Origin of the sequence: Labrys okinawensis, from assembly GCF_002982075.1 — a bacterium.
GTDB classification, from domain to species: Bacteria; Pseudomonadota; Alphaproteobacteria; order Rhizobiales; family Labraceae; genus Labrys; species Labrys okinawensis_A.
This window is the reverse complement of sequence record NZ_PUEJ01000005.1, coordinates 552313-575260: the sequence shown is the minus strand read 5'-3', so window position 1 is coordinate 575260 and position 22948 is coordinate 552313. Positions and strand designations below refer to the sequence as shown.

Annotated in this window: 13 protein-coding genes and 1 tRNA gene; 6 read left to right on the top strand and 8 right to left on the bottom strand. The window is 63.5% G+C overall.

Going from position 1 to position 22948, the window contains the following annotated elements:
* Positions 1-91: 91 nt before the first annotated feature.
* Complete coding sequence (locus C5L14_RS16365) at positions 92-1246, bottom strand: septal ring lytic transglycosylase RlpA family protein (RefSeq protein ID WP_245197078.1); 1155 nt, start codon at positions 1244-1246, stop codon at positions 92-94.
* A gap of 651 nt (positions 1247-1897) precedes the next feature.
* Between C5L14_RS16365 and C5L14_RS16360 the strand changes: the two genes are divergently transcribed.
* The 4 genes from C5L14_RS16360 to C5L14_RS16345 all read left to right on the top strand — a co-directional run bounded on the left by C5L14_RS16360 (position 1898) and on the right by C5L14_RS16345 (position 11019).
* Positions 1898-3304: an efflux transporter outer membrane subunit gene (locus tag C5L14_RS16360; RefSeq protein WP_105863086.1), complete on the top strand. Its 1407-nt coding sequence runs from the start codon at positions 1898-1900 to the stop codon at positions 3302-3304.
* Positions 3305-3368: 64 nt separating this feature from the next.
* The gene (locus tag C5L14_RS16355; protein WP_105863085.1) at positions 3369-4730 is read left to right on the top strand and encodes an efflux RND transporter periplasmic adaptor subunit; all 1362 of its coding nucleotides are present in this window, start codon (positions 3369-3371) and stop codon (positions 4728-4730) included.
* Positions 4727-7915 carry an efflux RND transporter permease subunit gene (locus C5L14_RS16350; protein ID WP_105863084.1) on the top strand — a complete coding sequence of 1063 codons (3189 nt, stop codon included), beginning with the start codon at positions 4727-4729 and terminating at the stop codon, positions 7913-7915. The genes C5L14_RS16355 and C5L14_RS16350 overlap by 4 nt, the downstream gene beginning before the upstream one ends.
* Positions 7912-11019 carry an efflux RND transporter permease subunit gene (locus C5L14_RS16345; protein ID WP_105863083.1) on the top strand — a complete coding sequence of 1036 codons (3108 nt, stop codon included), beginning with the start codon at positions 7912-7914 and terminating at the stop codon, positions 11017-11019. The genes C5L14_RS16350 and C5L14_RS16345 overlap by 4 nt, the downstream gene beginning before the upstream one ends.
* On the opposite strand, the gene C5L14_RS16340 is transcribed toward C5L14_RS16345, so the two are convergent.
* Positions 11016-11696: a haloacid dehalogenase type II gene (locus tag C5L14_RS16340; RefSeq protein WP_105863260.1), complete on the bottom strand. Its 681-nt coding sequence runs from the start codon at positions 11694-11696 to the stop codon at positions 11016-11018. The genes C5L14_RS16345 and C5L14_RS16340 overlap by 4 nt on opposite strands.
* Before the next feature lie 479 nt (positions 11697-12175).
* On the opposite strand from C5L14_RS16340, the gene C5L14_RS16335 reads away from it, so the two are divergent.
* Positions 12176-14977, top strand: a complete 2802-nt coding sequence (locus C5L14_RS16335) for an aminotransferase class I/II-fold pyridoxal phosphate-dependent enzyme (RefSeq protein ID WP_105863259.1) — start codon at positions 12176-12178, stop codon at positions 14975-14977.
* Between the two features lie 152 nt (positions 14978-15129).
* Here the strand turns inward: C5L14_RS16335 and C5L14_RS16330 are convergent, their stop codons facing one another.
* The 6 genes from C5L14_RS16330 to C5L14_RS16305 all read right to left on the bottom strand — a co-directional run bounded on the left by C5L14_RS16330 (position 15130) and on the right by C5L14_RS16305 (position 21893).
* Positions 15130-16350 carry an ROK family transcriptional regulator gene (locus C5L14_RS16330; protein WP_105863082.1) on the bottom strand — a complete coding sequence of 407 codons (1221 nt, stop codon included), beginning with the start codon at positions 16348-16350 and terminating at the stop codon, positions 15130-15132.
* Between the two features lie 121 nt (positions 16351-16471).
* The gene (locus tag C5L14_RS16325) at positions 16472-17233 is read right to left on the bottom strand and encodes an SDR family NAD(P)-dependent oxidoreductase (protein ID WP_105863081.1); all 762 of its coding nucleotides are present in this window, start codon (positions 17231-17233) and stop codon (positions 16472-16474) included.
* A gap of 23 nt (positions 17234-17256) precedes the next feature.
* A complete protein-coding gene (locus tag C5L14_RS16320) occupies positions 17257-18201 on the bottom strand; it encodes an ABC transporter permease (RefSeq protein WP_105863080.1) in 945 nt (314 codons plus the stop codon).
* Between the two features lie 2 nt (positions 18202-18203).
* Entirely contained in the window at positions 18204-19706 is a 1503-nt protein-coding gene (locus tag C5L14_RS16315) for a sugar ABC transporter ATP-binding protein (RefSeq protein ID WP_105863079.1), read from the bottom strand.
* Between the two features lie 11 nt (positions 19707-19717).
* Positions 19718-20677, bottom strand: coding sequence for an ABC transporter permease (locus tag C5L14_RS16310; RefSeq protein ID WP_105863078.1), 960 nt, complete (start codon positions 20675-20677; stop codon positions 19718-19720).
* 124 nt (positions 20678-20801) lie between these two features.
* A complete protein-coding gene (locus C5L14_RS16305; protein WP_105863077.1) occupies positions 20802-21893 on the bottom strand; it encodes a sugar ABC transporter substrate-binding protein in 1092 nt (363 codons plus the stop codon).
* 280 nt (positions 21894-22173) lie between these two features.
* On the opposite strand from C5L14_RS16305, the gene C5L14_RS16300 reads away from it, so the two are divergent.
* Positions 22174-22263, top strand: a tRNA-Ser gene (locus C5L14_RS16300).
* Positions 22264-22948: the final 685 nt, after the last annotated feature.

The window sequence follows — 22948 nt, the reverse complement described above, 5'->3', positions numbered from 1 at the left end:
CACCGGCGGGAATTGCTCCATCTCCAAAAAAAGAAGCTCGCACAAAGGCATGTGCGAGCTTTTTGATTTTTCGTATGACTGGCGTTTTAGCCTATTGACCGGCCATCGAAGCGGTGACCGGCGGGGTCGGCACCAGAACCGCAGGCGCATGAGCCGGTGTCGCGGCAAAGGCCTGGGCTGTCGGCTGCACGGCCATGGCGGGCTCCACCGAAGCGTCCGGGGCCTTGGCCTTCGCCAGGTTGACCTGACCGATCGAACCGGCCGGCACCTTGCCCAGGACACCATCCGAACTGCGCGGGCGCGAGGGGGGCAGCGGCGTGAACGCCATGTTGCTGAGGCCAGCCACTTCGGTCGTTGCAACCGGCGGATCCATCGGATCGGCCTGGGCGATGACCGGCGGCACCACCACCGGCTTGATCTCGGGGGTTGCGAGCCTGGAGGGCTTGGCTTCGGTTGCCGAAGCGACCTGCGTCACCGGCTGGACCGGCAGGATCGGTGTCGCGGTGGGGCGCGTTGGCGGCGCCGCGTCGGCAACCATTGTGTTGGAGACACCGGCCGGCAGCGGTGCCGGCGTACCATCGGTCCGCAAGGTCGCCATCAGCATCTTGTTGTCGGACCCGGATTCGGGGGCACGACCCACATATTCGACCTTCACCCGCCCCACACCGGAGCCCTTGAATTGCAGCAGGTCGGCGGCCCGGCTCGACAGGTCGATCAGGCGGCCATGCACATAGGGGCCACGATCGTTCACACGAACGACGATCGAGGTGCCATTGCTCAGATTGGTGACGCGCGCATAGCTCGGCAGCGGCATGGTCTTGTGTGCGGCCGAAAGGCCCATCATGTCGAAGCGCTCGCCCACGGCCGTCTTGCGGCCGTTGAAGCCCGGACCGTACCAGGATGCCAGGCCGACGGCGGTGTATTTGGAATCATGGCTTGCCGGCACATAGCGCTTGCCGCCGATGGCATAGGGTTTGTCCGTGCCGTTCTTGCTGCGGACAGGAGGGGTGGCAACGCGCATGCCGGCAGGCGGGGGCACCACGGTCGTGCTTGTGGCGGCGGCAACCTGCGTGGTGGCAGGCTTGGGGGCGTAGGCCTGATTGGGCGCTGCGCAGCTGGCCAATGCGGCGCAGCCAACAAGGGCAATGGTCGCCTTGGCGACCGCTCCGGATACCCGGGAAGGAGATGAAGTGTCGGAAATACGCAACTCGACGCAATTTGGAACAGCCGAGAGGTTTTCCGCCATCTCAGAACCCTTCTTATGGAGCAAAGAGGCGCCGTGGTCTGCGTGCGGCCATGGCGTGTCAACACGACATGGCGGGGCGCAGTACGAACGCAACCTGCTGTTTCATTTCGAAGCACGAAGCCGTTCTGCGCTTCGTGTCCGGTTATGAAATTCCCCGAATTTCGCCATAAAGACGCCCTGACATTGCGTCCAAATTGCGGCAGGGTTTCCAAACCGTAAACAGCCGATAGCGCAAGATCTGACAAATTGAAAGCCCCCGAACGGGCCCTTGCGGCACCAGGACACTGACCCAGGCGTCGTAGCCGCTGCGGTGAAGCCAATATTTTCTGAGCAAAATCAGTAAGAAAAGGGCAGTTAACCAGTGCAGGCGAGCACTGTTCGATTGCCGGCAAAAAAGTTCACTTCACACAACTTTACAGAGCAGAACGACCCCCGCAAACACGGTGCTGCCATAGTCACCCCACCAGTTTGAGGCCGGACGGATGACGGAAAGGAATCGAGGAATGGCGCTCGACAGCAAACAGGGGCTCCCGCGTCGCTCGCACAAGGCCAGTGACTTGGCTATGTGTTTGGCATGTTGGTGATTCCTGCCCTAGTTTCGCTGGATCGCCCCTTTTTGAAGGCTCCATCGTGAAGTTTTCTCTTCGTCAGATGCGTACTTCAGCAATGGCAGTCGGTACGTTGACCGGGCTTACGGCGATCCTGGCGGGTTGCGCCGATGTTCGCCCGCTCAATCTCGCGATTGCCGTGCCGAGCGCCTACGACCAGGCTGCGAAAGCCAAGCCGTCCGAGCCGCTGCGGACGGATTGGTGGCGCAGTTTCGGCTCCCCCGAGCTGACGGCACTGGTCGCTCAGGCGCAGATGGGCAATCTCGACATCGCGACCGCCATCGCCAATATCGAACAGGCGCAGGCGGGCATTACGATCGCCAGGGCGCCGCTGTTTCCCCAGATCGACGGCGACGTCTCGGCGCAGCGAGCCCGTGCTGCCTCCGCGACGGGGCGCGTCGGGCGCGGTCGCGCCACCTATGGCTTGTCGGCGAGCGCCAGCTACGAGATCGATTTCTGGGGCAAGAACAGCCAGGCCCTGGCCAGTGCCAGGTCGAGCGAGGCGGCAAGTCGCTTCGACCGCGATACCGTGGAGCTGACGGCGATCGCCAACGTGGCGGATGCCTATTTCTCCATCCTTGCAGCGCAGGATCGATTGCGCATTGCGCGCGAGAACGTCGCCAGTGCGAGCCGGATCATGGCGCTGATCAACAACCAGCTCAAAGCCGGGACGGCGACGTCGCTGCAGGTCGCCCAGCAGCAGAGCCTGCTCGACCAGCAGCGCGCCAGCATCCCGCCCCTCGAACTATCGGTAGCGCAGAACAAGGCCGCTGTCGCCCTCCTGGTCGGCAAGCCTCCCGCCTTGGTAGACATCAAGGGCGGCGGCCTGGGACGTTTGCGCGTGCCGGTCGTCGCGGCAGGACTTCCCTCGCAATTGCTGACGCGCCGGCCCGATATCGCGGCCGCAGAAGCCAGTCTGATGGCGTCCCATCAGGATGCCTTGTCGGCGCGAGCCGCCCAATTCCCCTCGATTTCCCTGACCGGCCAAGGCGGCGTGCAGAGTGCTGCGCTCAAGAGCCTGTTCGACCCGGCCTCGGGTTTCTATTCGATCGCGGCAGGCCTGACACAACCCATTTTCGATGGCGGAACCCTGCGCGGCAATGTCGAACGGGCCAACGGCGTGCAGAGCGCCCAGGTCGCGGCCTATCGCAAGACGGTGGTGCAGGCGTTCGTCGATGTCGAGAACGCCTTGGCGGCCGTGCGCCAATACGCCCGCCAGGAGGCGTTGCAGCAGGCCGTGGTGATAAGTTCGCGCAAGGCCTACAGCATCTCCGAGCAGCAATTGCGCGAAGGCACGGTCGATCTGGTCACCGTGTTGCAGACCGAACAAACCCTCTTCAACGCCCAGGACACGCTGATACAGGTCAAGCTGCTGCGTCTGCAGGCGTTGATCAGCCTGCATCAGGCTTTGGGCGGCGGCTGGACCGCATCCGCCGCGCAAATGCCGTAAAACTAGGGCGTTCGTGGTGATGCGAAACCCTGCTCGCGCCCGTTGCCGATTCGAGTGAGTTGAAATGCCCAGATTTTCGCGCAGCCTCGCGACATTGGCCGTTCTGCTGGCTGCCGGAATTGGGGCGGCCTATGTGACGCGCGACCGCTGGCGCGCCTCGGCTCCGCCATGGCTGCAGGCCTATCTGCCGCCGGCCGAGAGCGCGGGCCAGGGTACGCCCGCGGTATCGAGGGCGGGCGGCGGGCGCCGCGGGCGCCGCGGCAGCTTCGATGGCGGCCCCCTGCCCGTGCTGATTGCCGAGGCCAAGACGGCCGACGTGCCGGTCTATCTCTACGGGGTCGGCACTGTGAAGGCCTACAATACCGTGACGATCACGCCCCAGGTCAGCGGACAGATCGTCGACATGCCTTTTCGGGAGGGGCAGGACGTCAAAAAGGGGGACGTGATCGCCCGCATCGACGATTCGACCTACAAGGCTGCGCTGGACCAGGCCATCGCCAAGAGAGCCCAGGACCAAGCCCTGCTCGATAATGCCAGGCGCGACCTCGAACGCTATGTCGGCCTGGCCGCCAGCAATTCGGTAACCCGGCAGACAGCCGATACGCAGCGCGCCACCGTGGCGCAATACGAGGCGCAGCTCAAATCCGATGACGCAGCCATTGCCAGCGCCCGGGCAACCCTGGCCTACACCACCATTACCGCGCCGATCGACGGCCGCGCCGGTATTCGCAATGTGGATGTGGGTAATGTCGTCCAGGCATCGGGCAGCACGGGCCTGGTCACGCTGACGCAGCTCAAGCCCATCGCCGTGCTGTTCTCGGTGCCGCAACAGGCCTTGGCCGAGATCGCCCCGGCCAGCGGCAAGGAGCCGCTGCAGGTCGAGGCCCTTCGCGGCGACAACAAGGTCCTGATCGACACGGGCAAGCTCGAAGTCATCAACAACGAGGTGGATGCCAGCACCGGCACGATTCAGCTCAAGGCCATTTTTCCCAACGATACGCTGGGGTTGTGGCCGGGCGCGTTCGTAAACGCCAAGCTGAAGGTGAGAACACTGGCAGGCGTCGTGGTTGCGCCGACCGCCGCAATCCAGCGTGGTCCCAACGGTACCTTCGTCTATGTGCTCGGTGATGACAGCACCGCCAAGATGCGTCCGGTCACCGTCAGCCAGCAAGGCGATGAGCAGGTTGTGGTCGATAACGGCCTGAAGAATGGCGAGAAGATCATCACCACCGGCTTCGCCAGGTTGAGCGACGGCGCCAAGGTCGAGGTTTCCAAGCCGGGAGCCGTGCCGGCCGAGGACGACGAAGGCCTGGGTACGCCCGCTGCCACGCCCGAGACCGGCGGAAAGGCCGAGGGTGGGGATGGCCAGCCGCAACGCAAAGGGCATCGTCGCCAGCAGGGCGGCGGCGCAGCGCCAGCGCCATGAACGGGGTATCGGCCCCCTTCATCCTTCGGCCGATCGCCACTTCGCTGCTCGGCATCGCCGTGCTGCTGGGGGGGCTGCTCGGTTATTTTGCCCTGCCGATCGCCCCCCTGCCCCAGGTCGATTTCCCGACCATCCAGATCACCACCCAGTTGCCGGGGGCCGAACCGGAAACCATGGCAAAACTGGTGACGGCGCCCTTGGAGCGCAATCTCGGTCAGATCCCGTCGATTGCGACCATGGTGTCGTCCTCGGCTTTCGGCATCAGCCAGATCACGCTGCAGTTCAATCTCGATCGCGACATCGACGGGGCGGCCCAGGACGTGCAGGCGGCGATCAATGCCTCGGCCTCCACCCTGCCCTCGGGACTGCCCTATCCGCCGAGCTATGCCAAGGTGAACCCGGCCGATACGCCGATCCTGACGCTGGCGCTGCGCTCGAAGACGCAGACCATCCGCAACCTGTCCGACATGGCCGATACCCTGCTGGCCCAGCGTTTCGCCGAAGTCAGCGGCGTCGGCCATGTCGACGTGCAGGGGGGCGTGCGCCCGGCCTTGCGGGTGCAGGTCAACCTGGCCCGGGCTGCTGCCTATGGCCTCGGCCTGGAGGACATCAGGCTCGCCATCACCACTTCGACCGTTGCCGGCGCCAAGGGTTCGCTCAACGGCGCGGCCCAGTCCTATACGATCGCGGCCAATGACCAGATCAGCGCGGCCGATGCCTTCGCCGACGTGGTGATCGCCTACCGCAACAGCGCTCCCGTGCGGCTCAAGGACATCGCCAATGTGGTCGAGGGCCTGGAGAACGCGCGCGTGGGCGCCTATTACAACGGCCAGCCGGCAGTGGTGATCGACATCATGCGCCAGCCGGGCGCCAATGTGATCGCCACGGTCAACAGCGTGCTGGCGGCGCTGCCCGAGCTTCGCCGCAGCCTCCCGGCCGATGTTTCGCTCGAGGTCGTCAACGATCGCACCCAGACCATCCAGGCCTCGATCGACGAAGTGGAGATGACGCTGGCCCTCAGCGTCGGCCTGGTGATCCTCGTCGTCTTCATCTTTCTCAGGACCCTGCGCGCCACCATCATCGCCGGCGTCGCGCTGCCGCTCTCGCTGATCGCTTCCTTCGGCGTCATGTGGTTCTGCGGCTTCAGTCTCGACAATCTCTCGCTGATGGCGCTCACCATCGGCGCCGGTTTCGTGGTCGACGACGCCATCGTGATGATCGAGAACATCGTGCGGCACATCGAGGAAGGGGAGAAGCCTTTCGATGCCGCGCTCAAGGGCGCCAAGGAAATCGGCTTCACCATCATTTCGCTGACCGTGTCGCTGATCGCCGTCTTCATTCCTCTGCTGTTCATGACCGGTATCGTCGGGCGCATGTTCCGCGAATTCGCCCTGACCCTGACCATTGCCGTGGTGGTCTCGGCCGTGATCTCGCTGACCCTGACGCCGATGATGTGCGCGCGCCTGCTCAAATCGGGCCATGGCGAACGCAAGGGGCTGCTGGATTGGATCGACCGCGGCTTCGACACCGTCATCCGCGGCTATCGAGCCAGCCTCGTGTGGACGTTGCGCCATGGCTTCCTGATGCTGCTTCTGACGCTCGGCACGCTGGCGACCACGATCTGGCTCTATATCGCCATGCCGAAGGGCTTCCTGCCCCAGCAGGACACCGGGCTGATCACGGCTGTGATCCAGGCTGAGCCGACCGCCTCCTTCGATGCCATGAAGAAGGCCCAGGCGATCATTGCCGACATTGCCCGCAAAGACCCCGATATCCTCTCCACTGTGGCGAGCATCGGCGTCTCCGGGAGCAATCTGACCTCCAATACCGGCTCGCTCTCCCTGGTGCTCAAGCCGCGCAGCGCGCGCAAGGCGGACGCCACGGATATCATTCAGCGCCTGCAGGCGCAGACCAACCGGCTGCCAGGCCTGCGCGTGACCTATCAGAGCGTGCAGGATATCCGCATCACCGCCCGGGCCGGCCGGGCGCCCTACCAATATACGCTGACCGGAACCGATGCGGGCGACGTCGATCGCTGGGCCGATCAGTTGGCCGCCGAGCTCGAACGCTCCGGCGTGATGCGCGACGTCACCTCGGAAGTGCAGAATGGCGGTGCCAAGCTGTTCGTGGATGTCGACCGGGACACGGCGTCCCGTCTCGGCGTCTCCATGCAAGACGTCTCCAACGCCCTGAACAACGCTTTCGGCCAGCGCCAGATCGCCACCATCTATGCGCAGGCCAACCAGTATCGCGTCATCCTGGAAGCGGGGCCGGACGACCAGGTGGGGCCGAGCGTGCTTAGCCGGATCTATGTTGCCAGTTCCGCCAGCACGTCGGGGCTTGCCACCACCACCAATCCCACCGCGGGGACGGTCGGCGCCAGCGGCACGGCAACCAACATACCGACAGCATCGGGCGCCACCGACAACCAGGTTCCCCTCAGCGCCTTCACCAGCATCCGTCATGAGACGGCACCGCTGGTGGTCGAGCACGACGATCAGTTCCCTTCGGCGACCATCAGTTTCGATGTCGCTCATGGAGCCTCGCTCAGCGACGCCGTCGCCGCGATCCGCAAGGCACAGGCCGCGATCGGCATGCCGGCGTCGATCTCCACCCGCTTCACCGGCGACGCGGCGGAGTTCTCCTCCTCGCTCGCCAACCAGCCCTGGCTGATCCTGGCGGCGGTGATCACCATCTATATCGTGCTGGGCGTCCTCTATGAGAGCGCGATCCATCCGGTGACGATCCTCTCGACACTGCCATCGGCCGGCGTCGGCGCCCTGCTCGCGCTCGAATATACCGGCCACGAGCTTTCGCTCATCGCGCTGATCGGCATCGTGCTCCTGATGGGCATCGTGAAGAAGAACGCCATCATGATGATCGACTTCGCCATCGAGGCGCAGCGCGAGCAGGGCCTGGATCCGCATGAGGCGATCGTCACCGCATCCGCCCTGCGCTTCCGCCCCATCATGATGACCACCCTGGCCGCCCTGTTCGGCGCCCTGCCCCTGGCGCTCGGCCACGGCATGGGATCGGAACTGCGCATACCGCTCGGCATCACCATCATCGGCGGTTTGCTGCTCAGCCAGCTGCTGACGCTCTACACCACGCCGGTGATCTATCTCGGCTTCGAGCGGCTGCGTGAGCGCTTTGCCCGCAAGCCGCAGGCGATGCCGCAGACATGAGCATCTCGGAGCCCTTCATCCGCAGGCCGATCGGCACCATCCTGCTGGCGATGGGGCTCCTGCTGGTGGGGCTCGCCGCCTATCGCCAATTGCCGGTCTCAAGCCTGCCTGCCATCGACCTGCCGACCATCGTGGTGACGGCGAGCCGCCCTGGCGCCGACCCGTCGACCATGGCTGCCAGTGTGGCAGCGCCGCTCGAACGCAAGCTGGGGTCGATCGCGGGGGTGACCGAGATCACCTCACGCTCGTCCCTCGGCTCCACCCTCATCATCATCCAGTTCGATATTTCGCGGAACGTCGACAGCGCGGCCCAGGATGTGCAGGCGGCCATCAATGCCGCAGCCTCCGACCTTCCGTCGGACTTGTCGACGGCACCCTCCTTCCGCAAGTTCAACCCGAATGCCCGTCCGATCCTGATCCTGGCGATGACTTCCGACACGGTCGGTGCCAGCGACATGTTCGATGCCGCCGACAGCGTGATCGTGCAGCGCATCTCCCAGGTCGAGGGGGTCGGCGAGGTCGCGGTCAGCGGGGCCGATCAGCCGGCAATCCGGGTCACACTCAACCCCGACCGCGTTTCTGCCATGGGCCTGTCGATGGAGGCGGTGCGCCAGGCGATCGTGGCGGCCAACGCCATCAGCCCCCTCGGTTCGCTGGATGGCCCCGACATCGTCATGGCGCTCGATACCGGGAGCCAGATGTCGGCCCCCGAGGATTATGCCTCCATCATCATACGGGCCGGCAACGGCACCGCCGTGCGGCTTGGCGACATCGCCACGGTGGAGCGCGGTGTACGCAACCTCAATTCCAGCGCGACCTATAACGGCAAGCCGGCGATCCTGCTCAACATCACCAAGGAAGCCAATGGCAACGTCATCGATACCGTGAACGCTATCAAGGCGTTATTGCCGGTTTTGAAGACACGAATTCCGGCCGGCATCGACATCGACATCCTGACCGATCGGACAACCACGATCCGCGCCAGCGTCGACGACATGCAATGGACGCTGATGGCTTCGGTCATCCTGGTCGTGCTTGTCGTCTTCGTCTTTCTTCGCCGCACTACGCCGGTCCTGGCGGCGGGTGTCACCGTGCCGCTTTCGCTGGCGGCCACCTTCGGCGCTATGTGGCTTGCCGATTTTTCCATCGACAATCTCTCCCTGATGGCGCTGGTCGTCTCGGTCGGTTTCGTCGTCGACGACGCCATCGTCATGGTCGAGAATGTGCATGCCAAACGAGAGGCCGGCCTGCCGCCGCTGCAAGCCGCCATCGAGGGCGCCCGGCAGATCGGCTTTACCGTGGTGTCGATCAGCCTTTCGCTCCTGGCCGTTTTCATTCCCTTGCTCTTTGCCGGAGGAATTACCGGCAAGTTCCTGTTCGAATTCGCAATGACGCTGGCTTTTGCGGTGATCGCCTCCACCGCGATCTCCCTCACCCTGACCCCGATGATCCTGGCCCATCGCGGTCATGACGGCATCGAGGCCAGGCGGGGACTGTTCGACCGTGCGATCGAGGGCGCACTGCGGCGGGTGGTGAGCCTCTACGGCGCCAGCCTGCGCGGTGTGCTCAATCACGGCTTCCTGACGCTGCTGGTGATCTTCGCCACGGTCTTCGGAACCGCATGGCTCTATTACGCCCTGCCGAAATCCCTGGTTCCTCAGGATGATGGCGGCTTCATTCAAGGTTTTTCTCAAGCATCGTCAGATGCGTCCTACGAAGCGGTGGTAGCCTGGCAGCGCGAGGTCGCGGCGATCATCCAGCGCAATCCCTACGTTACCGGCGTGGGCTCCTCCATCGGCTCGAGCCCCTTTGGCGGCACCAATTCCGGCCAGCTCAGCATTTCCTTGCTCCCTCCGGACCAGCGTCCGCCCACGGAGGATGTCATCGCGCAGTTGCGCAAGAGCGTGCGAGCGGTGGCCGGACTGAACGTCTTCATGTTCTCGCCGCAGGATGTGTCGGCGGGCGGGCGTCAGTCCCAGTCACAATATCAGTATACGCTTTGGTCCGGTGATGCCGATCTCCTGGTCGAATGGGCCCCGAAGGTGATGGAGAGGCTGAAGACCGTACCGGGTTTGACCGATGTCAATTCCGATAGGCAGCGCAACGGGTTGCAAGCCAAACTTGTCATCGACCGCGAGGCGGCGGCGCGTCTCGGTGTGGCCATCACGTCCATCGACAGCGCCCTCAACAATGCCTTTTCGCAGCGGCAGATCTCGACGATCTACACCCAGCGCAACCAGTATCGCGTGGTGCTTGCCGCTTCCCCCGAACAGAGCCGCGATCCCAGCGACATGACCGGCCTCTACGTGCCCGGCCGGTCGGGCCTGGTGCCGCTTTCGGCGGTTGCCTCGGTGGAACGCGGGTTAGCGCCGCAACAAGTCAACCACCAGGGACAATATCCAGCCATTACCCTGTCCTACAATCTCGCGCCGGGCACCAAGATCCAGGAAGCCTCGGAGGCCATCGAGGCGGCGGTCGCCGGCATGCACCTGCCCGCCGAGATCAGGGGGGAATTTGCCGGCGATGCCAAGCAGGCGGCCCAAGCCGGTTCAAGCCAGCCCTTGCTGATCCTGGCCGCCTTGCTGGCGGTCTACATCGTGCTCGGCGTGCTCTATGAGAGCCTCGCGCATCCGCTCACCATTCTCTCGACCCTGCCTTCGGCCGGATTGGGAGGGCTGCTTGCCCTGCATTTCGCCAATATGGAACTGACGATCGTCGCCTTCATCGGCATCATCCTGCTGATCGGCATCGTCAAGAAGAATGGCATCATGCTGGTGGATTTCGCCTTGGAAGCCGAACGGGACCGTAATCTCAGCGCCAGGGATGCCATCTTCGAGGCCTGCCTGGTGCGATTCCGGCCAATCCTGATGACCACCCTCGCCGCTATCCTGGGCGCCCTGCCCCTGATCCTGGCGACCGGCCCCGGCACGGAACTGCGCCGCCCGCTCGGCGTCACCATCGTCGGCGGCCTGATCGTCAGCCAGATCCTCACGCTCTATACCACGCCGGTGATCTATCTGATGCTGTCGCGCCTTCATCGCCGCTGGAGCGTCAAGCCCCAGCGGCCGGTGGAAGACACCAGACCCGCCCCCAATCCGGGTTAAACGAACAGGGGCATGAGATCCGTCAGGCTTCTACCAGTGGCATTGGGAGAAACACCCAGTCTTTCAGGAGGGTGACCGGCACGGTTCACCCAAAAAGTGCGATAGCCGAACCAGGTTGCGCCGCAAATATCCCAGCCATTCGACGAGACGAAGAGGATGCGCTCGAGTGGCAGGTTCAGGCGGTCCGGGCCCAGCTGGTAGGCAGCTCTCGCCGTCTTGTAGCTGCCGGCCGCGTCAACACTGAGGACGTCGTCGAAGAGGCCATCAAGGCCCGATGACCGTAAGGCGGCCTCGAGCATGGCCGGCGTGCCATTCGAAAGGACGCCGAGCCGCAGACCCTTGTGCCTGAGATGGGTCAGGGCCGCGGCGGCTTCGGGAAAGCTCGGTAAGGACCAATAGGCCGCCAGCAATTCGTCCCGGCTTTGCGGAGACGCGGTCAGGGCGAGCCGCTCGATCGAATAGTCCAGGGCGTCGGCCGTTACGGTCGCGAAATCGGCATAGTGACCGGCGATCGTACGCAGCCATGTGTAGTTGAGCTGCTTGTCGCGCCAGAGCGCGGAGAGCTGGGCGCCGTGACCGGGAAAAGCCTGTTCTGCTCTTTCGGTAATGAAGCCGAGATCGAGCAACGTGCCGTAAGCATCGAACAATATGGCTGAAAGTGGAATAGAGATACTCATCGAAGAAGCCTCGGAATGCGTCAAACGATGGAGGAGAGCGACGGTGGTGCCCTCCGCCTGCGTGGTTCCAGGCGCCTTTGAAAGGCAGGCGCATGGGCGAATACCCACGGCAGGTCGGATGCCTGAGGGGGGCTCGCCTTTATCCCGCCATCCCATGATACCTGCCTATGCGGAAGATGAATGGAACGACCCGCCGTCTCCTTGGAAATAGCTCGAATGCCCGTTGAAATCCGCTTGTGCGACATCCCGCTGACTGTAATCTGCCTGTGGGCATCAGGAGATCCAGGGAGAATTGGCCGACAGATTCGACATTGAGCCGATCAGTATCTTCGACGATGCGTGACGAGCGCGGCGGTTGCCTGAAGGAATGTGTATGAAGCACCTTCAAAGCCTTTCCTTCGGAAGACCAACCTGTGATGTCCGCGATCACCTCTCGCGAAGAAATTACAAAATATAACGATAAGGCGTTGGAGGAATATATGAATGCCGGGGTCTCGTTCGACAAAAGCAAGAATTCGCTGAGCCGTCATCGGAGCGTATGGGAAATGCGCTCGGAAAGCTGGATCGGCCTTGTCGACGATCTGAGCCGATTGGTGGCCCTCCCGCCTGATCATCCCGAACGCCAGTCCCGCCTGACCCATATCGGCGAGCTGATCGCCGCCCTGGCGCCGATCGAAAGCTATTGGGCCTTTCCGGGTGGAAGGGTTTTCGCCGATCTCTGCAGCTGGATCGAACGGGGTGAACTGGCGCGTGCGCATCAGACAGCGCGCCGCATCCATCGCGTGCTGGTAGCCCGGACCTATCGGCATGAGGCGAGCTCCCTCGAAGGCGATGGCGAACTACCCTCGCAGATCGAGACCGAAAGCGAACGCCAGGCCCAATTGTCGCGCCCCTATTTCGAGGTGCTCATCGTCGACGAGATGTCGGCGAGCGAGGAGGCCGCGCTGCGCCGGCGCGTTCAGCGCAAGCGCCATGCCGAGGACGAGTTCATCTTCGACATCGTCATCGTGCCCAGTTTCGAAGACGCCCTGATCGCCACCCTGGTGAACTTCAATCTGCAGGCGGTGGTGATCCGCCACGGCTTTCCCTTCCGCTCGATCTATAGCGACGACATGCTGCGCCGCTTCCTCGACGGCGTTCAGGACGGCATCGAAACCATACCCGAATTCGAGCGAGGGCCCCTGCTCGGCCGCCAGATCGCGCGCTTGCGCCCGGAGCTCGACCTCTATCTCGTCACCGACATGAAGGTGGAGGACATCGCGGCGACGGCGGGGGAAGTGTTCAAGCGCATCTTCTTCGGCGAAGAGGACCATGTCGAGCTCTACGGCGCCATCATGCAAGGCGTCGGCGAGCGTTACCATACCCCCTTCTTCGATGCCCTGCGCGATTATGCCAAGCAGCCGACGGGCGTGTTCCATGCCCTGCCCCTGGCCCGTGGCAAGGCGATCCTCAATTCGAGCTGGATCGGCGATCTCTCGCAATTCTACGGCATGAACCTGTTCATGGCCGAGACCTCGGCGACCTCCGGCGGCCTGGATTCACTGCTCGATCCGGTCGGCCCTCTCAAGATCGCCCAGGAACACGCGGCGCGTGCCTTCGGCGCCCGGCGCACTTATTTTGCCACCAACGGCACCTCGACCTGCAACAAGATCGTGGTGCAGGCCCTGGTGCGGCCCGACGACATCGTGCTGGTCGACCGCAACTGCCATAAATCGCATCATTACGGCCTGGTGCTGGCAGGCGCGCAGGTCGCCTACCTCGATTCCTATCCGCTCGATCAGTATTCGATGTATGGCGCGGTGCCGATCCGCCATATCAAGCAGCAGCTGCTGAGCTTCAAGCGGGCCGGCACGCTCGATCGCGTCCGCATGGTGCTTTTGACCAACTGCACCTTCGACGGCATCGTCTACGACGTCGAGCGCGTCATGCTGGAATGTCTGGCGATCAAGCCCGATCTGGTCTTCCTGTGGGACGAGGCCTGGTTCGCGTTCGCGCGCTGCCATCCCGTCTATCGTCCGCGCACGGCCATGGCGACGGCGGCGCGCCTTGCCGAGATGTTCAAGGATCCGGCCTACGCCAAGCATTATGAGGAGTTCTCGGCCAGCGTCGATTGGGACGACGAGGAGGCGCTGCTCGAACGGCGGTTGATCCCGGATCCCGACAAGGTGCGCATACGCGCCTATGCCACCCATTCCACGCACAAGACCCTGACGGCCCTGCGCCAGGGCTCGATGATCCATGTCTGGGATCAGGATTTCCGCGACAAGGCGGAAGAGGCTTTCCACGAAGCCTATATGACCCATACCTCGACCTCGCCCAACTACCAGATCCTGGCTTCCCTCGATGTCGGGCGGCGGCAGGTGGAATTGGAGGGCTACGAGCTCGTGCAGCGCCAGCTCGAGCTCGCCATGAACCTGCGCGACCAGGTGCAGGCCCATCCCCTGCTCAAGCGTTATTTCCGCTTCCTGGCCGTCGGCGACCTCGTGCCGCTACAGCACCGGGAATCCGGTGTCGAAAGCTATTTTAACGAGGATACGGGCTGGAACAATTTCGAGCTGGCGTGGCGCACCGACGAGTTTGCGCTCGACCCGACCAGGGCGACGCTGGCGATCGGCGCCACCGGTCTCGACGGCGACACTTTCAAGAACAAGGAGCTGATGGACAAATACGGCATCCAGATCAACAAGACCTCCCGAAACACCGTGTTGTTCATGACCAATATCGGTTCGACACGTTCGGCGGTGGCCTATCTGATCGAGGTGCTGGTCAAGATCGCCCGGGATCTCGACCGCCGCGCCGCAGACATGAGCAGCATCGAGCGGCGGATCCATGCCAAGAAGGTGCGTTCTCTGACGCTTGAACATCCGCCGCTGCCGGACTTTTCCAGCTTCCATCGGGCTTTCCGCGGCGACAATCTCGCCAGCAATACCCAGACCCGCAATGGCGATATCCGCAGCGCTTTCTTCCTGTCCTATGACGACAGCAATTGCGAGTACGTGAACATGATGGAGGCCTCGCGGGCGATCCAGGCGGGGCGCGAACTGGTCTCGGCCCTGTTCGTGATACCCTACCCGCCGGGCTTTCCCATCCTGGTGCCCGGCCAGGTCATCAGCATGGAGATCCTCCAGTTCATGTCGGCGCTGGACGTGCACGAGATCCACGGCTACCGCCCTGATCTCGGTTTCCGCATCTTCAGCGAGGAAGCCCTGGCCCGTACCGAAGAGCGGACTCTGGCCAAGACCACCGTGATCCAGGCCCAGCAGGAGGCCATGCAGAGCTGAAGCACGGTTTTCCGGCATCGGCTCGAAGCTTCCCGCTGATCGAAACTCGTCATTGCGAGCGAAGCGAAGCAATCCACGGGGGCCTCGCCGCGCCGCGCTGGATTGCTTCGCTTCGCTCGCAATGACGCTCGACTTAAAGAAAATGGACGGCGTCAGAACAGGTTGCCGTAGAGCGGCATGGCGGCGGCGCCGAGGGCCGCGACCAAATCGCTCGGTGCCTGCGCCCGTTCCAGCACGATGGGCCTGGGGCGTGCATTCATCTGATAGGCAGCAACAGTCCGGCGTGTGCGCTCGACCAGGCGTCCCAGTACGGGTTCGGGCAGCAGGCCGCTCATCAGGATGTTGGATATGTCGACGATGTTGGAGACGCTGGTCAGGGCGCGGCCGAGATCGGTGCCCGCCTGCTCGACCCAGCGGCCGAGATCTGGATCGTCACAAAAGTCCGGTGCGGTGAAATCAAGGGCCTCGACGGTAGGCTTGCCCAGGAAACGCGCCAGTCCGCGCAGCGACACCACCGTTTCCAGGCACCCCCGGGCGCCGCAATAGCAGATCTCGCCGTCGGGATAGGTGTGGATATGGCCGATCTCGCCGGCATTGCCATAGGAGCCGCGCACGGCCCGGCGATTGAAGATCAGGGCGCCTCCAAGGCCATAGCCGACAAAGGCATAGATGTAGCTCGGCAGATGGTGGCCGCCGCCGAACCAGTATTCGCCTAGACCGGCGGCCGCCCCGTTGATGGCGATGAAGACATCGTGCCCGATCCGTTCGGACAGGGCCTTTTCGAAGGGATAGTTGCGCCAGGCGGGATATTGGCTCGATTGCCCGACGGCGCCCCTGTCGTGATCGACCGGCCCCATGACCGAGACACCGACGCCCAAGAGGCGATTCGGCCGCAGCGGGTGGGCATCGAGACGGGAGAAGAGCGTGGCGAGGAGATGGGTGGACGCTTCAGGCTCCTCGATACGCAACTGCTCCTTCTCATGCGCAATGATGTTGCCGGCCACATCGACGAGCACGGCCCGGGCGAATTCATGGTCGAAATGCAGGCCGATCGTGGCGGCATAGCCCGAGATCAGGCGCAATCCACGGATAGGCTGCCCAAGGCGGGGACGCCCGGCACCATCCGCAGCCGGCGTGGCGGCCACTTCCGCCACCAGCCCCTCTTCCATCAGCGCCGCGACGATCTGGGTGATGGCAGAAGGGGTCAGGCCCGTCTCGGCGGCGAGATGCGTGCGTCCGATCCCCGGTGACTGCCGGATGCCTTCGATGACCAGGCCACGATTGAGATCGCCGACCCGCGAGGCATTGTAGCCTCGCTGCCTGCGTCGCCCGGCGGACGATGGGACCGGTCCTTCCCGGCTGGACTCATTCATGACGCGACCGATACCGGCAGGGTGTCAGCCCTGCCCCTACGAGACATTCCTGTCTACACCCTAAAACGCTTTGCGGTTCGGCGGAATTGCCAAGAATCGCAAAAAGAGGTCGATAGCGGCATCAGCGCGTCAGATAGCCGCCGTCCACGACCAGCACCTCGCCGGTGACATAGCTCGACGCCGGCGCGCACAGGAACAGCACGCAGGCGGCGACTTCCTCCGGCTGCCCGACCCTTGCCATTGGGGTCATGTCGCGCCAGATCGGGAACCACTCCGGGTTTTCGATGCCGCCGCGCGACATGTTGGTGTCGATATAGCCGGGCGCCACCGCGTTGATGCGGATGTTCTCGGCGGCGAACTCGCTGGCCAGGCTCTTCGTCATCATGTGAACCGCGGCCTTGGAGGCGTTGTAGGCGACCTGGTTCTGCGGCACGTTGGAAATGAAGCCGGAAATCGAGCCGACATTCACGATCGCGCCGCTGCCTTGCTTGCGCATCGGCACGAGGGCGGCGCGGCAGCCGCGAAAGACGGCATCGACATTGGTGTCCATCACCTGGCGCCAGCGCTCCTCGTCGAAATCGGGGGTATCGCCGTGGCTGGCGATGCCGGCATTGTTGACGAGGATGTCGAGCCGCCCCCAGCGCGCGAGGGCGGCATCGACCAGTTGCTGCGGCGCGGCCGGATCGCGAATGTCGGCCTGGACGAAGGCGACATCATAGCCGGCATCAGCCAGGCTCTTCTCGGCCTCCTCGACCTTGCTTCGTCCTGAAATCAGGAGCTTCGCGCCTGCCTCGCCCAAAGCGTGAGCGACCGCGAGCCCAATGCCGCGATTGCCGCCGGTGATGAGAGCGGTCTTGCCGTCCAGACGAAATTTCTCGAGCATCCGTATTTCCTATGTGGTGGTGGCTATTTCATCACGCCCTTGGGCGCGTGGCCGCTGTTGAGGCAGACAGCCAGGATCAAGATCGTGCCGAAGACGATCTGTTGAGCGAGGGCGTTGACGCCCACGAAGGTCATGCCCGTGCGGAAGACTGCGATCAGCATGGTGCCCGCCAGCGTACGCAGGACGCCGCCATTGCCGCCGGTCAGCGAGGTGCCGCCCAGCACGACGGCGGCAATGGCCGGGAGCAGGAATTCGTTGGCGATGGTGGGCGTACCGCTCGACAGGCGGCCCGCCAGCATGATCCCGGACAGCCCGGCAAAGGCGCCGGCCAGGGCAAAGACGGCAAGCTTGATCCGGATGACGCGAATGCCGGACACGGTCGCGGCAGGTTCGCTGCAGCCCACGGCCTTCATCATCTTGCCGAAAGGCGTCGCCTGCTCCAGCACGAAGGCCAGGACGAAGACGACCAGGCCGACCCAGATTTCATTGGGCAGGCCGAGCGTGGAGCCGATGATCCAGCCCAGGGTGTCGCTGCGGACGTCGCCGGCAATGCCGACGGCCCTCTGGCCCGAAATCCACAAAGCCGCCGTCGCCGCGATGCCGCCGGTGGCAAGGGTGGCGACGAAGCTCGGGATACGCAGCTTGCCATGCACGAAGCCTGAAAGCAGGCCGAACATCCCGCCTATGACGATGGCGGCCGGAATGGCGGCCAAGCCATATCCGGGCAGCAGAAGGGCGAGCACGATGGAGGCGACGGCCGCCACCGATTGCATCGACAGATCGACCGACCCGACATAGATCACGAGGGTCATGCCGAGGGCCATCACGAACAGCGTGGCATTGTCCGCCATCAGGCCGATCAGGGTCATGGGATCGAGAAAGCGCGCGTCGAACAGGCCCACGACGAGGATGGCGAGGATCAGCGCAATCCAGGGCAGATAGGGCGTAAGGGAACGCAGGCGCACCATGCTCACACCATGTGCCGGATGAGGTCGAGCGGTTCAGGCGGCGGGACCGCCAGCGTGTCAAAGCGCGCTGTCTGGCGCCCGTCCTTCATCACGATGATGGTGTGGGCCAGTCCGAGGGCCTCTTCCAGGGTGTCGCCGATCAGGATGACGGAACAGCCATTGGCGCAAAGCTCGCGGATCAGGCCGTAGACATCCTCCTTGGCGCCGACATCGAGGCCACGGGTGGGATGATCGAGCAGGAAGATGCGCGCCCCGGCATTGTACCATTTTGCCAGCACGACCTTTTGCTGATTGCCGCCCGACAGATTTGCGCAAAGCGTATCGGCGCCGGGGGTCTTGATCCGCATGCGGTCGATGAGGCTGTGCGTCGCGCGGCCGATCTCGCCGAATTTGAGGATGCCGAAGCGACTCATGCCGCCGAGATGAGCGAGGCTGATGTTCTCCTCGACCGTCATTTCTTCGACGATGCCTTCGAATTTGCGCTCGCGCGGGACATAACCGAGCCCGAGGGACACCGCCTGGCTGGGGGAGACGAAACGCAGATTGCGTCCACGATAATGAGCACTGCCGAGGTGGATCTTCTCCAGGCCGAACAGGCTGCGGATCAGGGCCTCGCTGCCGGCCCCCTCGGTGCCGACAAGGGCGAGGACCTCACCCACATGAAGGTCGAGATCGATGTCGGCATAAGCCCGAGCCCGCGCCAACCCCCTGGCCTTCAGGGCTATTTCCGCCCCATATGGCGCCCGTCTGTCCTCCTTGTAATAGGAGCCCGTGGCGGCGCGCCCGACCATCAGGTGATGGATGCGTTCCGGGCTTGCCTCATCCTTGCTCATCTGGCTGACGACCACGCCATCCTTGAGAACGTAGATCCGGTCGGAAATGTCGATGACCTCGTCGAGCCGGTGCGAGACGAAGATGATGCCAGCCCGCTGCTTCAGCTTGCGGATGACATCGAAGAGGATGTCGATCTCCGCCTGCTCCAGTACCGACGTCGGTTCGTCGAGCAGGATGCACAGGCTTCCCTCCACTGCCTCCTCCAGGGTCAGGACCTTGGCGAGTTCGACCATCTGGCGCTGCACGAAGCTGAGTTCGGAGGTGATGGTCAGGGGATCGATGTCCAGGCCGACTTTTGCGAGCTGATGCCTGGCGGCCGCGGCCATGCGCCGCCAATCGATGCGGCCGAGGCGGATGTACGGGGTTTCGTTTCCGAGGAAGATGTTCTCCGCCACCGACAGGTTGGTGATCAGGGATTGCTCCTGGAACACCATGCCGATGCCGCGAGCCGCCGCATCCTTGGGGCCGGTGATCGAGCCGGCCTTGCCGTGAATGCGGATCTCGCCGGCATCGGGTTGATTGATGCCGTTGAGCACCTTCATCAGCGTCGATTTGCCGGCCCCGTTCTCGCCGACCAGGCCGACGACTTCGCCGGCCGACACGGTAATCGATACATTCTTGAGGGCTTCGACCTTGCCGAAGCGCTTGGTGATGCCGAGAAGTTCGAGCATGGCGCCGACCCTCACTTCACCACGGAGAGCGCGCGCAGGGGCGTGTTCAAGAGCACCGCCCCGATGATCACCACGCCGAGCACGCCCTGCTGCACGAAAGTCGGCAGGCCGATGATGATCATGCCGTTGTTGAGCACCATCACGATCAGCACACCGACGAGCGTGTTGAACACCCCGCCCTTGCCGCCGGTCAGGGCAGTTCCGCCCACCACGACGGCACTGACGGCGGTGAAGAGCTGTCCGCTGCCGATCAGGGCGCTGCCGGCTCCCAGCCGCGCGCAGGCCAGGACGGCTCCGACCCCGAAGAAGACGCCTGCCAGGGTGAAGGCCAGGATGCGGACGCGGCCGGCGGCCACGCCGGAAGCCCTGGCGAGGTCCTCGCCGCCTCCCAGCGCCATGATGTGGCGGCCGAGGCGGGTATGATCCTGCACATACCAGGCGACGAGCAGCATGAAGGCCGCGACATAGACGGCCAGGGGAACCCCGCCCAGGCGAGAGAGCGCAAGAGCACGGATCGACGGATCGAGGATCTGCACCCTCTCGCCGCCGAGCAGGACCGTGGCAAGGCCGGTGCCGACGAAGCCCATGCCGAGGCTGACCATGAAGGACGGCACCTTCATGACCACATGGATGGTCCCGACGATGCAGCCGAAGATGGCAGCCGTCGCCAACGCCAGCGGCAGCGCCAGCAGGCCGAGATTGAATCCGCTGCCGGTGGAATTGGCCACGAAGGCACAGAGCGCGGCCGCCGTCACGGCCATCGATCCCTCGATCGATAGATCGATCGACCCCATCAGGATGATGAAAGTCACGCCCAGAGCCAGGGTCAGCGGCGCTGCCGCCGATGCGGCCACGCGGATGAGGTTGCCGAGCGAGAGGAACTGGGCATCCAGCAGCGAAATGCCGAGGCAGAGGCCGAACAGGACCATGACCGGCGCGGCACGCGCGAAGGATTGTCTGGAGATCACCATTTCGACAGTCTCGGTTCGAGAATTCCGCCTGGATCCCTGCGAGAGGGGCGATGCGCGGCCGCCGGTGAGGAAAGGTTGGGAGAGACCTTGCCCCGCGGACCGCGCATCGCCGACGGGCGCGATCTCAATAGGTGATCTGGCCCGTAACCTTGCCCCACAGATCGTTCCAGTCGACCTTGGGGGTCTCGTCGATATTGGCCTTCCAATAGGCCTCGACATCCGCCTGCGTGATCAGGACGCCGGTACCGTAGAATTCTCGGTGCTCCTTGGGTTCCTTGGAAGGAGAGAAAGCACCGGTCGCCGCGTGATAGCCGAGGGAAAGGGCGATGCCGCCGATCCAGTAGGGGTTCCAGTCGACGGTCGCGGCCATCTCCTTGTTGCGGATTGCCGTGACTGCATCCTTGGTGCCGTCGATGCCGGTCACCAGGACCTTGCCGGCCAGGCCCTCGGCGCGCAGCGCCTCGAGCGCCCCGACGGCCATGCCGTCATTGGCGGCCCAGATGCCCTTGATCTTGTCGCCGAAGCGCGTGATCCAGGCGGCCACGACATTGTTGGCCTTGGTGGAATCCCAGTCGGCATCCTGGAAATCGAGGAGTTCCACCTTGCCATTGGCCTTGATCGCATTCATCAGGCCTTGCTTGCGCTGGATGGCCGGGGCGTTGGAGGCAATGCCGCCAAGCGCCACGATGCCGCCCTCGCCGCCGAAACTGTCGAACAGGGCCTTGGCCGTCTGCTCACCAGCCGGCACGCCGTTGAACGACATGTGGGCGACGTAATTGTCGCCGAAATCCCAGGGATGCAGGTCGTCCGGTTTGTTCCACACCGTCACGACATGCGCGCCGGCCTTGGTGACGGCTTCCACGATCGGCCGGGCATCGGGGACATCGTTGGGATCGACGCCGAGCACCAGCTTGTTGCCGACCTTGGCGAGCATGGCCTTGATGTCGGCGATTCCCTTTTCACTGTTGCCCTCCGTCACCAGGGCCGCATAGGGCGCACTCACCGTATCGGCATAGGCCTTCGATCCTTTGTCCCAGGCGACGTGAAAGGCGTTCGACAGCGAACGGATCGAGCTGGCGAGCTGAAGGTCTGAAGCCGCGAAGGCGCGTCTTGCCCCGGCAGGCAGCAACAGCGACCCGGCCGCGAGGGCCGAGCCGATCAGGAAACGGCGGCGTTCGATCAGGGCCGCCTCAATGAATTCAAGGCTAGAAGCCATTGGACAATTCCTCCTCGGATCTCGTTGTTCGAGAGGCGGTTTTTTCATGCTTTTGGTTCGTCCCGCCGAGATTTAGTTAAATTGATGAATTTAAGTGAGTCAAGCGTGTTTCTGTCGGTAGAATATGGGGGCCGCTCATGGCACAAGCCAAACCGCGGCGCGCCCCACCATGCGTCACCAGCCATGGGACGATCAAAGCCCCTTCTCGATGCGGAAGGTCTTGACGAAGCCCCCTACTCTGCTAGACCGCCCCTATTCGCACGCAGCGGTGCGAAGGCGCGGAAGGGTGGCCGAGTGGTTTAAGGCAACGGTCTTGAAAACCGTCGTAGGTGCAAGTCTACCGTGGGTTCGAATCCCACCCCTTCCGCCACTTCACAACGCCTTTGAGCCTGCCGCACCAGTCGCGCTCAATACGCCGAAGTCGCGTCCGCAACACCTGCCATCATCTACTTCGGAGGTTTCCTGTGGCGACCGCTGACGGGCCGCATGCAGCAACCATGAAGATCGCCGGCGTACCTGCCGGTTATCCCTGGACAATTACTTCGGTCCAGGGGCTTGGACGCAGGCTGTTGCGCCTGTTTCCAAAGATAGAGTGCGCCGGCATCCCAACTGGATGGAAGCGGACGCCTCTGCCCAACACCCGCCTGGGACTTTCGCGCCCAGCGTCCTTTCCCTTGATCGTGGCAATCACTTGCGGCCGCCTGCCCAGGCCGCCGCCGGGCGTGCCATAGTCTGATTCTTCAGACCAGGTCATAAAATCCATCCTACTTGCTGCTTTGCAACAAATATTCAAAGATGCAAATCAACGCAGCGGGGGCAGCGAAATTCATGAATATATCGATTTATAGAACCGCGCCTGACTAGCTTAATTCGAAAAAGCTCGGCTTTTTCTGGTGCGGTTTATTTGGGATTGCCAAAATTGCTCGTCGATTGTTGCTGCGCGCTGAGCATGCTCAGGTGCGAAGCAAAGCGATCATCCCATCCGGCAAAGCAGGCCCAACGAAGAATAGCCGCTCTGTCATGAGCGAAAACGGGGATGATGATGACGGACATAA

Excerpts from the sequence above, each read along its gene's own strand:
- C5L14_RS16365 (WP_245197078.1), bottom strand. The coding sequence starts at position 1,246 with ATGGCGGAAAACCTCTCGGCTGTTCCAAATTGCGTCGAGTTGCGTATT.
- C5L14_RS16325 (WP_105863081.1), bottom strand. The coding sequence starts at position 17,233 with ATGCTCGAGAAATTTCGTCTGGACGGCAAGACCGCTCTCATCACCGGC.
- C5L14_RS16360 (WP_105863086.1), top strand. The coding sequence starts at position 1,898 with ATGCGTACTTCAGCAATGGCAGTCGGTACGTTGACCGGGCTTACGGCG.
- C5L14_RS16320 (WP_105863080.1), bottom strand. The coding sequence starts at position 18,201 with ATGGTGCGCCTGCGTTCCCTTACGCCCTATCTGCCCTGGATTGCGCTG.
- C5L14_RS16330 (WP_105863082.1), bottom strand. The coding sequence starts at position 16,350 with ATGAATGAGTCCAGCCGGGAAGGACCGGTCCCATCGTCCGCCGGGCGA.
- C5L14_RS16335 (WP_105863259.1), top strand. The coding sequence starts at position 12,176 with ATGAATGCCGGGGTCTCGTTCGACAAAAGCAAGAATTCGCTGAGCCGT.
- C5L14_RS16305 (WP_105863077.1), bottom strand. The coding sequence starts at position 21,893 with ATGGCTTCTAGCCTTGAATTCATTGAGGCGGCCCTGATCGAACGCCGC.
- C5L14_RS16310 (WP_105863078.1), bottom strand. The coding sequence starts at position 20,677 with ATGGTGATCTCCAGACAATCCTTCGCGCGTGCCGCGCCGGTCATGGTC.
- C5L14_RS16345 (WP_105863083.1), top strand. The coding sequence starts at position 7,912 with ATGAGCATCTCGGAGCCCTTCATCCGCAGGCCGATCGGCACCATCCTG.
- C5L14_RS16355 (WP_105863085.1), top strand. The coding sequence starts at position 3,369 with ATGCCCAGATTTTCGCGCAGCCTCGCGACATTGGCCGTTCTGCTGGCT.
- C5L14_RS16340 (WP_105863260.1), bottom strand. The coding sequence starts at position 11,696 with ATGAGTATCTCTATTCCACTTTCAGCCATATTGTTCGATGCTTACGGC.
- C5L14_RS16350 (WP_105863084.1), top strand. The coding sequence starts at position 4,727 with ATGAACGGGGTATCGGCCCCCTTCATCCTTCGGCCGATCGCCACTTCG.
- C5L14_RS16315 (WP_105863079.1), bottom strand. The coding sequence starts at position 19,706 with ATGCTCGAACTTCTCGGCATCACCAAGCGCTTCGGCAAGGTCGAAGCC.